Below are 10,365 nucleotides of genomic sequence, written 5' to 3'. Positions count from 1 at the left end.
GTCCGGCATCGCCGTCGTCCGCATCGCCTCCGGCGCGGCATCGTCAGTGGGGCGCGTCAGCAGCTGGCGCAGCCGTGGGTAGTTCGGGTCGTTGCGGAACCCGCCGCCGACGTAGCGCCGGGCAAGCCTCTGGGCGAGCGCCGGCTTGCGCGGGTTTGCGGCGAGCAGGCAGCCCATGCGGTCGCCGTGTCCGTAGGCGAAGAGCATGCACTGCTCAATGCCGGTCTGGCGCCTCAGCAGCGCGAGCAGGGCGTCCTCGAAGTCCGGGCGACCGATGGCGTCCACGCATGCTCCGGCGGCCCGGAACGCCGTCGCGCCCATGCGGTCGTCTCTATCGGTTAGCGTCGCCATAACGGGATGTCCTGCATTTCACGGGACAGGCTGAAGTCCCTCTCTCCTCTAGCATGGACACGATACGTCCTGAAAGGTTGGTAAACGACCGTCCCGGTCACCGCAAGCCAGGGGAGGAGAGCCATGCGGCCTGCCGGACGCGGCGAGTACGACTCGCTGTATTTCGACTATCCATACTATGCCTTCGAGCGTCCACCGGAGTTGGACGGCACCCACCGGCGACACACCGTGGCCATCGTCGGCGCCGGGCCGGTGGGTGTGACCGCCGCCCTGGAGCTGGCACGCCACGGGGTGGCGAGCGTGGTGCTCGACGACAAGGACACCGTCAACGATGGCTCCCGGGCCATCTGCATCTCCCGTCACAGCCTGGAGATCCTCCAGCAGCTCGGTGTCGCCGGGCGCTTCACCGACAAGGCGCTGGGCTGGCGTTACGGGCGCACCTACTTCGGCGAGCGGGAGGTGTTCCGTCTGGAAATGGCGCACTCCGAGCAGGAGCGGTTCATGCCGATGTACAACATCCAGCAGCAGTACATCGAGCGCTTCCTCATCGAGCGTGCACAGGAGACCGGGCTGGTAGCGCTGCGCTGGCGCAGCCGGGTGCGTGACGTGGATGCCGGCGACGACGGCGTGAGCCTGTCCGTGGACACGCCGGAGGGATGGTATCGCCTGGACGCCGACTACGTCCTGGCTGCCGACGGGGCGCGCAGCGGGGTACGGCGGGCGTTAGGGCTCGGCCTCCAGGGCGAGGCCTACGAGGGGCGCTATGTCATCGCCGACATACGCATGCGCTCGGACTTCCCCACGGAACGCCGGGCGTTCTTCAACCCGCCGGCGCTGCCGGACTCGACCCTGCTGGTCCACCGTCAGCCGGACGACATCTGGCGTATCGACTACCAGCTCGGTCCCGATGACGACCCCGACGAGGCGCTGAAGGAGGCGAGCATCCGGCGAAACGTGGGTGCCGTCGTGGAGATGCTTGGCGAGGCCGACGACTGGGAGCTGGAGTGGTGGAGCCTTTACAAGGCCTACACCCTGGCCCTGGATGATTACCGCCACGGCCGGGTGATGTTCATCGGTGATGCCGCCCACCTGGTGCCGATATTCGGCGTGCGCGGTCTCAACAACGGCTTTGCCGACGCCATGGACGCGGGCTGGAAGCTCGCCTGGCGGATCCGGGGCTGGGGTGGAGATAGTCTGCTGGCGAGCTATACCCCGGAGCGCCGCGGCGCGACGCTGGACGTCTTCGCCAACGCCGGGCGCAGCACCCGCTTCATGACCCCGCCGACGCGGGGCTATCGGCTCATGCGCGATGCAGCGCTGTCGCTCTCGCTGAGCTGCGACTATGCCGGCGGGTTCGCCAACCCCCGCCAGGTCACACCCTACACCTACGCCGACAGCCCATTGACCACGCCGGACACGGTGCCGGGGTTCGCGGCGGGGCCTGCGCCGGGGGCACCGCTGGTGAACCGCCGGCTCGGTGAGGACGACTACCTCCTGGATCACCTCGGCCCGGGCTTCAACCTGCTGTACTTCAGCGACGCGGGGGACGTCGAGCCGGCACACCGGGAGTCACTGGAGGCACTCGCCGGCGGGGCGATGCCGCTGCACTGCCTCGTCGTGGGCGCGCGGGTCGACGAACACGCACCGTGGACGCCGGTTCCGGATCCCGACCGCGGTATCGCCGCTGCCTACGGCGCGCGGGCCGGGAGCTGCTATCTCGTGCGCCCGGACCGGCACGTCGCCGCGCGTTGGCGCGACCTCGACACGGCCGCCCTGTACCGTGCCCTGGCCACCGCTACCGGAGGGATGTCCTGATGGCGTCGCATACTGAAGAGCACCTGCCGTTCCCGGAGCTGGAGGCGGCCTACGAGCGGATCGCGGAGACGTTGGATAGGTTGCCGGAACGGCAGACATCGCTGTTCCTGGCCAAGCTCTCCCTGGCGCTTGCCCACCGTGTGGGCGACGGCGAGCGGGTCCGTGCGGCCATCGACGAGGCGGCCCGGGATATCGGTGACTGAGCGCCCGCGCCGTGCGTTGTATGCCGGGACAACACCGCCGAGGGGCGGGGCTTTGCGCGTTGCCGGGTGATGGGGGAGACTGCCACGGTACCCACCCGGCAGAGAGGAGCGCCCCATGGCCCATGCACGACACATCGGCTATGGCGACGGTGACGATCCGAGCGCCATGACCCTCACCCTCGGCCCCGAGCAGCTGGTGATCCGCCGGCGCTACGAGGCGGCCAGCATCTTCAACGACTTCCTCGTCGCCGGCTGGTTCCTGGTGGGCAGTATCCTTTTCCTTTACCCGGACTGGGAGCCGGTCGGTGTGTGGCTGTTCATTATCGGCAGTGCGCAGTTCATGCTGCGCCCGACGCTCCGGCTCGCGCACCGTATTCACCTGCGCCACGTCCCGCCGAGCCGCTGGGAGATGTAGTGCCGCCGTGCCGTCCGCCGCCTTCAGGTGCGGAAGCGTGTGACCACCCGCTCCAGTGCCTCGGCGCTCTGCGCCACCTGTCCGCCGGCCTGTTCCGTACGCTGCGCCCCGGTCACCGTCTCCTCGCTGACCTCGGCGATGTCCCGGGTGTGGCCGTCGGCCACCGTGACCGTCTCATTCTGGCGGCCCGCGGCATCGGCGATACGGTGGTTGATCCCGGTAATCGCGTCCACGGCCTCGTTGATGGCGCGAAGGGCCTCGCCGGCCGTGTCGACTGCACTGACCGTGGTCCCCGCGTCGTCACGGCTGCGTGCCATCGCCTGTGCAGCCTCGCGGGAGGAGGCGACGAGCTTCTCGATGGTCTCGGCCACGTCGCCGGTGGCCTCCTGCGTGCGGGCGGCGAGAGAGCGCACTTCCTCGGCGACCACGGCGAAGCCGCGACCCTGCTCGCCGGCGCGGGCCGCCTCGATGGCGGCGTTGAGGGCGAGCAGGTTGGTGCGCTCGGCGATGTTGTCGATCACCCCGAGGACCTCCTTGGCGCTCTCCGTGCCCTGCGCCAGCGACTCCACCATCCGGCCGGCCTCGGCGACCCCGTCGGCGAGCCGGCTGATCGCCCGGGAGACCTCATCGACGCGGGCGTGGCCGTTGTTGGCCTGATCCCGCGCGTCGTCGGCGGCGCGACTGGCCTCGTCGGCGTTGTCGGCGACTTCCCGTGCGGCCTCGCGTACCTCGGTCATCGCCTGATTCAGGCTCTCGATCCGCTCGGCCTCCGTGTTCGCGCCCTCGCGGGTGCGCTGGGTCTGTTCGGTGAGCGTGGAGGCGGCGTCGCGCAGGCGCTCCGTTTCTCCGGCCAGGCTGCGCACGGTGGACTGGAAGTGCTCCAGCAGCCGGTTGACCGCATCGGCCACGCTGCGGAACTCGTCGTTGCCGCGCACGTCGATGCGTGGACGCAGGTCCTCCTCGGAGGCGACGGCCTCGGTGGTGTCGCGCAGGGCCCGTAGCGGCCGGATCACCACCCGGCCGATAACGGCGCTTAGCACCGCCAGTCCGGCGAGGAAAATGGCGAGGTTGATGCCCACCGTGGTGGTGATGTCCCGCCAGACCGCTGTGTCCATGCCGGCCATTGAGAAACGGACGCGTGTAGCACCGAGCACGGCGCCCTCGTCGGCGTTCGCGTGGCAGCCGGTGCAGTTGGTGCCGTGATAGTCGGTGAGGTTGAGGTGGGGGACGGCCACGGTGAGGGCGCGGCCGTCCTCGCCCTGCGCCACCGAGACGACGCGCTCGCCGGAAAGGACACGACGGTCGATGGCGTCCCGGGGCTGCTCCTCGTCCATGCCCGGGCCGTAGAGCGCCTGGACAGGCTTGCCGCGCAGGGTACGCGCGGAGATTACGTTCTGGTGGGACTCGAGCTTACGGAAGAGGATACCGCGGCGTTTCATCTGCCCGGTCAGCATCAGTGCATTGAGGCTGTCCAGGTGGCTGGAGATCAGGGTGTCGGCCTGTGCCACGGCGTTGTCGAGCACCCGGGCGCGCTGGCGGTGTGCCGAGTAGACCGTCACCAGCGCCATCGCGAGCAGGAATACGCCGGCAATCGCCGGCAGGATCTTCAGCTTGATGGATATACGTCGCATGCCCCGTCCTTTCTGCCCCCTCGTCCCTTTGCCCCGGTCTTATCGGCACGTCGGGGTCCTTGTTTAGTCCATTTCGGATTCTACCGGGCCGGGACGGCCGCCTCTTGAGCTGGATCAGCTCGGTGGCTGTCGCTGTTCGGAGACAGGCCGCCGGCGGTTCGACACCACCGGGCCGGTTGTGGCGGGCGCTGCGCCGTATGGGGGCCGGCGGCGGCGCGGTCTCCGTTCATCGGCGTTTCGCGGCCGCAGGCACCGTAATTGACCGTCGTCATCCCCGGCGCACCAGGGCCGGGCATAACGTGATTCCCAGTGCGTGCCGGTGGATAACCGGGGCGCGCCGGAGTCGGATCTCCGGGGGCGTGATGTTGGGTGATTCCGGGAGGAATACGAGATGGCCAAGGAGATGAAGGCGGACGCGCCGAAGGCGGTGCCGGCGGAGCAGACGCCGGCGCCGACGGGTCGCACGATGGGTGTTTTCGACGATGTCGACCGGTTCATGGACACGGTGTTCGAGCGCGGGTGGATGCGCCCGTTCCGCTGGGAACATCCGCTGTGGGAGCGCATCGCAGGGGGCGGCGAGGGCCGGATCCCGCGGGTGGACCTGCTCGAGCGCGACAGCGACGTGCTGCTGCGCGCCGAGCTGCCGGGGGTGCAGCGCAGGGACCTCGACGTCTCGGTGACGGACGCCACGGTCACCATCCGGGGGGCAACGGCGAGCGAGAAGCGCGCGGAAGAAGGGGCCTATTTCCGCAGCGAGATCGCCCGCGGGGCGTTCAGTCGCACGGTGTCCCTGCCGGCCAAGGTCGACGCGGACAAGGCGGATGCCCGCTTCGCGGACGGCATCCTCGAGATCACGCTGCCCAAGGTGAAGGAAGCCCGCCGCCGGCGTATCGAGGTGCGCTGAGGGCGGGCTTGATCGTCGTGTCGCCCCTGGGGCGAGGACTGCATGGAGGAAAGGACGATGACGACATCATCACTACGATCTCTGAACACGTTCAACCACGAAATGCTGGATGTCGGGCGCGATATCTCGGAGGGCGCGATGCGCAGCGCCGCCTGCCTCGGTTACGGGGCGGACGGTCCGGAGCGCGCCTACCGTGAGGGCGTCGCCGTGGCCCACAACGCGGTGGAACGGACCATCGGGCTCGAGCGTGCGATGGTTCACGCCTGGCGTGCCCAGGCCCGTGAGCAGCCGGCGAGCGGCGCCCTCTGGGAATCCGCGCTTGGCCTCATTGAGCAGGGTATCGACACCCGGGAACGCCTCTGGACGGCGTGGTTCCGCGCCCTCGAGGGCGCGTCCGTGAATGCGTTGACCGGTGCGATGCCGGCTATGTGGGGCGAAGCGGGCAGTTCGGCCCGTAGCGGGGCGGACGAGCCGCAGGCCGCGTCGTCGAAATCGTCGGCACGGGCCACCCGTGGCGGGCGCACGGCGTCCCGTGGACAACCGAGGTCGGAAACCGGCGGACAGTCGGCGGCCCAGGGCTAGCTCGGATCCGGGAGCCCCGAATCGCCAGGGAGGAGAGAGTCATGCCCGATATCGATCGGACAGCGGTGTTTGCGTGGCCACGGCGGGCGCCCACGGCCCGTACCGCTCTGGCGGCACGGCGCCGTCGGCGCTTCGGCTGCGAGATCCATCCCGCCTGGGACGGTAGTGGCTGCTACGTGCTCTGGGCCTGGGTGGAGCAGGAGGGTGAATGCGAGTGGGCCGTGCTTGATCATGAGGACGGCGCACCGTTGCGTTTCTGTACCCCGCAGCGTGCCCAGGCGTATGCCCTGAAGCGCGGCTATGGAACGGATGCCGTGCGCATGCGGTGGCCGCCGACGGCGCGCTGATACAACGCTCGTCGGCGTATGCCGGCCACCGGTCCACTAACGCGTCGATTCCGGCAATGATCTGAATTTCTGAGAAGTTATTCCGTTTTGCCTGTGGCGTGATGCGTCTATATTTTCCGGGAAATCCCGTGAAACGCTGTCCACCGGCGCGCGCCGGTGGACAGCGTCCCCGCGTCGATGGTGTCTTCTTGACCAGGGATGGGGCCTGATCGAGCACGGGTGCCGACAGGGCATCGCCATCGAGGGGCTGGCGTTTAGGGAGGGACGCGGTATGGATACACGCCAGGGCAGAGACGCCGTTGTCGAATTCCGCCCGGACTGCCCCCTGTGCGGCAGCTCACCGTGCGTATTCCATTGCAGGGATGAGTGTACCGAGGCGAGGACGCTCCGCCGGATCGTGGAAGTGGGACGCCCGATGGTCCTGGGGCAGTACCTCTACCACGCCGGCTCCCCGTTCGCAGCGCTGTACACGGTCCGCGCGGGTACGGTCAAAACCTGCGCCGTCACCGAGGACGGGGAGGAGCGCGTCATCGGCTTCAGTTTTCCCGGTGACATCGTCGGTCTTGATGCGATCGGTGGCAGCACCTACCTGACGGACGCCTGCGTGCTCGAGACCGCGAGTGTCGGTGTCATCCCCTTCGCCCGTCTGCAGCCGCTCCTCAGCGAGGTGCCCGCCCTGCAGCACCGCCTCCTTCAGGCGATGAGCCGCCAGATCGCCGCCGAGCACGAGATGCGGCTGGCCCTGCTCAAGCGTACCGCGGAGGAGCGTTTCGCCGTGGGTCTGATGAGCCTGTCCGAGCGCTTCGCGGGCCGGGGTCTGTCACCGACCGCCCTGCGTCTGGCCATGTCCCAGGCTGAGCTCGGCAGCTATCTCGGACTCGCTCCGGAGACGGTCAGCCGGCTGTTCCGCCGCTTCCGCGAGCAGGGCTGGCTCGATGGTACCGGACGGGAATGCGAGCTTCTCGATATCGGCGCGATCCGGGCGGTGGCCCGGCGTCAGCGCGGCGTACCGTCAGGGTCTTCCGGCGATGAAGCCTTGCGCGCTGTCGGAGCGGGGCGTTCCGGCGGCGGCTCCTGATCGTGCGTGTCTGCCTGTGACGGCCCCGCGGGCGGAACGCCTTTGACCGGTGTGGATTGGGGCAGGGACGATTTTTCAGGAGGAATTCGGGATGAGGACAGTCAGCAGCAGTATGCGTGTGGCCGCGGTAGCGGTAACGGTGACCTGGGCGGTGTTAACCATGCCGGATGTGGCGGCCGCGGGTGGCGGCGGGGGTTCCGGTCACCGGCAGATGATGACCGATGGGCAGGGCGGCGGCGGGGTTCGCAGCCTGGACCAGGACCGTCTGCGTGAGCTGGATCAGCTTCGCGACCGGATTCACAATACGAACGATTCCGCTGAACGCCAGCGCCTGATGCGGACCTACCGCCAGCGTATCGACCAGGACTTCGAGATGATGCGCCGGGGGCAGGGGCCGGGCCCCAATGCCAGCGATGCCGAGCGGCTGCGTTACATGGAGAACCGCACGGAGCGCATGCAGCGCCTCATGAACCACATGTGGGAGTACGAGAACCGCATGGGTGCCGGCGACGAATGACCGGTGCGGCGTGCATCGCCGCTTGATCGGTCGCCGTCCGAAAGGCGATAGTCCGGTTGCAAACTGATGACCCCGTGCCGCCCTGGCCGGGGTCGCGGTCGCCTTTCAGCAACCGGGAGTAATGCCATGCAGATCGATCTTACCGGCCGCATTGCCGTCGTCACCGGCTCGACCGCGGGTATCGGGTTCGCCACCGCCCGCGGCCTAGCGGGCGCCGGGGCCTCGGTAGTGGTCAACGGGCGGCGCAGCGAATCCGTCGACGCGGCCGTCGCCCGCCTGCGCGACGAGGTCCCGGGTGCCGAGGTGCGCGGTGTGGCCGCCGACCTCGGCACTGCGGAGGGCTGCGACGCCCTGGTCGCCGAGGCCCCGTCGGCGGACATCCTGGTCAACAACGTGGGCATCTTCGGCCCGCAGGACTTCTTCGAGACCGATGATGCCGTCTGGGAGCACTTTCTCGCGGTGAACGTGCTCTCCGGCGTGCGCCTCTCCCGGGCCTATCTCCCCGGCATGGCCGAGCGGGGCTGGGGGCGTGTGATCTTCCTCTCCTCCGAGTCCGCGCTCAATATCCCCGCGGACATGATCCACTACGGCGTCACCAAGACGGCGGATCTGTCGCTCTCCCGCGGGCTTGCCAAGCGCATGGCCGGTACCGGTGTCACCGTCAACGCCGTGCTGCCCGGGCCGACCCTCTCCGAGGGCGTGGGCGCGATGCTTGCGGACGCGCAGCAGGCGGGGGAGTCCCTGGAGGAAACCGCGGCCTCGTTCGTGCGTCGTGAGCGCCCGAGTTCGATCATCCGGCGTGCGGCGACGGTCGAGGAAGTCGCGAATATGGTCGTTTACGTGGCCTCGCCGCTGTCCTCCGCGACCACCGGGGCGGCGCTGCGCGTGGATGGCGGTGTGGTGGACAGCATCGCCTGAGCGCCGTTCTCAGTCCGCTCCGCCGGTGCACGGCGGGCCGGCGCGGCCCGCCAGGCAGCGGATCACGGCGTCGTCGCTGACCTGGCCGAAATCGCGGAAGTACTGGCCCACGGCCATGAAGTCGCCGGGTGTGGCGAGACAGACGACCTCGTCCGCCAGCGCATCCAGGGTCTCGACCGCCTCCGGCGGCGCGACGGCGAGCGCGGCGACCAGCCGCGCCGGTTTCCGCCGCCGGACCGCGCGCAGGGCGGCCGCCATCGTGGCGCCGGTGGCGCTGCCGTCGTCGACGATCACCACGGTGCGTTCCGCCGGATCCACCGGCGGGCGCACAGGGGTATAGCGCCGGCGGCGCCCGCGCAGGGTGTCGAGCTGGGCGGAGACCTCGGCATCCACGTAATCGGCGCCGAGGTGGCGGCGTGCGTCCTCGGACAGGTCCGTGGTGCCGTCCTCGCTCACCGCACCGATGGCGTACTCCGGGTTGCCGGGGGCGCCGAGCTTGTGCACGAGCACCACGTCCAGCTCGCCGTCCAGTGCGTCGGCCACGGCCGCGGCCATGGGGACACCGCCCCGCGGGATGCCGAGGATCAGCGGGCGGGTTCCGGTGAGATGGCCGAGTCGTGTGGCGAGCTGTTCTGCGGCGTCGGTGCGATCCCTGAACATGGCGGGCGTCCTCCCCGGATGCTGGGCATTGTCTTTGTGGTGTGCTATTGCCTGAGCGGTGGGCGTAACACCCTCGGCGCGCGCCCTGCCGAACAGTATGGTTCCGGAGCGGTCATCCTGGGAATGTTCTCAGGGAGGAGTGAGGCATGACGGTGGGCGAGTACTGCAACCGCAACGTGATCACTATCGATGCCGACGAGTCAGTGCGTGCCGCGGCGGAGCTCATGCGGCGTCACCACGTGGGCGATCTCGTCGTGCTCGAACCCGGCCGGCCGCCGGCGGCGATCGTCACCGACCGGGACCTGGTGGTCGAGGTCCTGGCACCGGGGCTCGACCCCCAGGCGCTCGCGGTGCGTGACATCGTTACCCACTCCGCGTTCTTCGTGCACGAGGGCGACAGCCTCTTCGACGCGCTGGAGGTGATGCGCGGGCGCGGCGTGCGGCGGGTGCCGGTGGTGGACGAGGCCGGCGATCTCGCCGGGATCATCGCTGTGGACGACGTTGTCGGCCTGCTCGGGGAGGTGCTCGAAGACCTCGCCGCCGTGGTCGAGCGCCAGCGTGACCGCGAGGTGGACGAGCGGCCCTGAGGGGCCGCACCGGTCACAGCAGCTGGCGGCGGATGCGGCGGTTCCAGTTGCGCGAGAACACGCGCTGGCCGTTCTCGTAGGCGTCCAGCTCGGCGTGCACGTGGAAGTGCCCGCCGTCCGCGGTGAGCAGGGTGCGGGCGCGGGTCTCGATATCCCAGCCCTCGCGGCGCAGGCGCTGGCGGGTGACCACTTCGCCGCTGGGCGAGCTGAAGTCGTCGCCCGCGTAGCGGTAGTACTCCCGGGTCTCGTCGGTCAGCTCGATGTCGGCGTCCTCGATGCGCACGGTGCCTTCGTCCTTGATCACCTCCAGGGTCGCGTAGTCCCCTTCAAGGTCGCGGTGCACCAGCCAGCGGTACT

Annotated in this window: 12 protein-coding genes and 2 pseudogenes; 10 read left to right on the top strand and 4 right to left on the bottom strand. The window is 69.3% G+C overall.

Annotated elements, in window-relative coordinates; translation table 11 throughout:
• Positions 1 to 351 (bottom strand): annotated as a pseudogene (locus G7A99_RS25245) (hypothetical protein); the annotation flags it as partial.
• 123 nt (positions 352 to 474) lie between these two features.
• Between G7A99_RS25245 and G7A99_RS06300 the strand changes: the two are divergent.
• The 3 genes from G7A99_RS06300 to G7A99_RS06290 all read left to right on the top strand — a co-directional run bounded on the left by G7A99_RS06300 (position 475) and on the right by G7A99_RS06290 (position 2,784).
• Positions 475 to 2,166 carry an FAD-dependent monooxygenase gene (locus tag G7A99_RS06300; protein ID WP_163139233.1) on the top strand — a complete coding sequence of 564 codons (1,692 nt, stop codon included), beginning with the start codon at positions 475 to 477 and terminating at the stop codon, positions 2,164 to 2,166.
• Positions 2,166 to 2,369, top strand: a complete 204-nt coding sequence (locus G7A99_RS06295; RefSeq protein WP_018717162.1) for a DUF2783 domain-containing protein — start codon at positions 2,166 to 2,168, stop codon at positions 2,367 to 2,369. The genes G7A99_RS06300 and G7A99_RS06295 overlap by 1 nt, the downstream gene beginning before the upstream one ends.
• A gap of 115 nt (positions 2,370 to 2,484) precedes the next feature.
• The gene (locus G7A99_RS06290; RefSeq protein ID WP_163139232.1) at positions 2,485 to 2,784 is read left to right on the top strand and encodes a YrhK family protein; all 300 of its coding nucleotides are present in this window, start codon (positions 2,485 to 2,487) and stop codon (positions 2,782 to 2,784) included.
• A 23-nt stretch (positions 2,785 to 2,807) separates the two neighbouring features.
• Here the strand turns inward: G7A99_RS06290 and G7A99_RS06285 are convergent, their stop codons facing one another.
• Positions 2,808 to 4,415 (bottom strand): methyl-accepting chemotaxis protein, encoded by a 1,608-nt coding sequence (locus tag G7A99_RS06285; RefSeq protein WP_163139231.1) that lies wholly within the window; start codon positions 4,413 to 4,415, stop codon positions 2,808 to 2,810.
• A 391-nt stretch (positions 4,416 to 4,806) separates the two neighbouring features.
• On the opposite strand from G7A99_RS06285, the gene G7A99_RS06280 reads away from it, so the two are divergent.
• From G7A99_RS06280 to G7A99_RS06255, 6 genes are all read left to right on the top strand, one after another.
• A complete protein-coding gene (locus G7A99_RS06280) occupies positions 4,807 to 5,319 on the top strand; it encodes an Hsp20/alpha crystallin family protein (protein ID WP_163139230.1) in 513 nt (170 codons plus the stop codon).
• A gap of 57 nt (positions 5,320 to 5,376) precedes the next feature.
• The gene (locus tag G7A99_RS06275) at positions 5,377 to 5,901 is read left to right on the top strand and encodes a hypothetical protein (RefSeq protein ID WP_163139229.1); all 525 of its coding nucleotides are present in this window, start codon (positions 5,377 to 5,379) and stop codon (positions 5,899 to 5,901) included.
• A 41-nt stretch (positions 5,902 to 5,942) separates the two neighbouring features.
• Positions 5,943 to 6,248, top strand: coding sequence for a hypothetical protein (locus G7A99_RS06270; protein ID WP_163139228.1), 306 nt, complete (start codon positions 5,943 to 5,945; stop codon positions 6,246 to 6,248).
• Positions 6,249 to 6,645: 397 nt separating this feature from the next.
• On the top strand, positions 6,646 to 7,326 hold the full coding sequence (locus G7A99_RS06265) for a helix-turn-helix domain-containing protein (protein WP_163139227.1): 681 nt from the start codon (positions 6,646 to 6,648) through the stop codon (positions 7,324 to 7,326).
• A 91-nt stretch (positions 7,327 to 7,417) separates the two neighbouring features.
• Complete coding sequence (locus tag G7A99_RS06260) at positions 7,418 to 7,843, top strand: hypothetical protein (RefSeq protein WP_163139226.1); 426 nt, start codon at positions 7,418 to 7,420, stop codon at positions 7,841 to 7,843.
• 126 nt (positions 7,844 to 7,969) lie between these two features.
• Positions 7,970 to 8,761 carry an SDR family NAD(P)-dependent oxidoreductase gene (locus G7A99_RS06255; RefSeq protein ID WP_018717154.1) on the top strand — a complete coding sequence of 264 codons (792 nt, stop codon included), beginning with the start codon at positions 7,970 to 7,972 and terminating at the stop codon, positions 8,759 to 8,761.
• Positions 8,762 to 8,770: 9 nt separating this feature from the next.
• On the opposite strand, the gene G7A99_RS06250 is transcribed toward G7A99_RS06255, so the two are convergent.
• The gene (locus G7A99_RS06250; RefSeq protein ID WP_163139225.1) at positions 8,771 to 9,421 is read right to left on the bottom strand and encodes a phosphoribosyltransferase; all 651 of its coding nucleotides are present in this window, start codon (positions 9,419 to 9,421) and stop codon (positions 8,771 to 8,773) included.
• 146 nt (positions 9,422 to 9,567) lie between these two features.
• Between G7A99_RS06250 and G7A99_RS06245 the strand changes: the two genes are divergently transcribed.
• Positions 9,568 to 10,008, top strand: a complete 441-nt coding sequence (locus G7A99_RS06245) for a CBS domain-containing protein (protein WP_163139224.1) — start codon at positions 9,568 to 9,570, stop codon at positions 10,006 to 10,008.
• Positions 10,009 to 10,021: 13 nt separating this feature from the next.
• Here G7A99_RS06245 and G7A99_RS25240 read toward each other — a convergent pair.
• Positions 10,022 to 10,365: pseudogene (locus G7A99_RS25240) on the bottom strand (peptidase S15); the annotation flags it as partial.

Source organism: Arhodomonas sp. KWT, assembly GCF_010993615.1.
Note: the sequence above shows the minus strand (reverse complement) of the source record. Positions and strands in the feature narration are given on the sequence as shown.

Coding starts and splice junctions, on each gene's coding strand:
- G7A99_RS06300 (WP_163139233.1), top strand. CDS start 475: ATGCGGCCTGCCGGACGCGGCGAGTACGACTCGCTGTATTTCGACTAT.
- G7A99_RS06295 (WP_018717162.1), top strand. CDS start 2,166: ATGGCGTCGCATACTGAAGAGCACCTGCCGTTCCCGGAGCTGGAGGCG.
- G7A99_RS06290 (WP_163139232.1), top strand. CDS start 2,485: ATGGCCCATGCACGACACATCGGCTATGGCGACGGTGACGATCCGAGC.
- G7A99_RS06285 (WP_163139231.1), bottom strand. CDS start 4,415: ATGCGACGTATATCCATCAAGCTGAAGATCCTGCCGGCGATTGCCGGC.
- G7A99_RS06280 (WP_163139230.1), top strand. CDS start 4,807: ATGGCCAAGGAGATGAAGGCGGACGCGCCGAAGGCGGTGCCGGCGGAG.
- G7A99_RS06275 (WP_163139229.1), top strand. CDS start 5,377: ATGACGACATCATCACTACGATCTCTGAACACGTTCAACCACGAAATG.
- G7A99_RS06270 (WP_163139228.1), top strand. CDS start 5,943: ATGCCCGATATCGATCGGACAGCGGTGTTTGCGTGGCCACGGCGGGCG.
- G7A99_RS06260 (WP_163139226.1), top strand. CDS start 7,418: ATGAGGACAGTCAGCAGCAGTATGCGTGTGGCCGCGGTAGCGGTAACG.
- G7A99_RS06255 (WP_018717154.1), top strand. CDS start 7,970: ATGCAGATCGATCTTACCGGCCGCATTGCCGTCGTCACCGGCTCGACC.
- G7A99_RS06250 (WP_163139225.1), bottom strand. CDS start 9,421: ATGTTCAGGGATCGCACCGACGCCGCAGAACAGCTCGCCACACGACTC.
- G7A99_RS06245 (WP_163139224.1), top strand. CDS start 9,568: ATGACGGTGGGCGAGTACTGCAACCGCAACGTGATCACTATCGATGCC.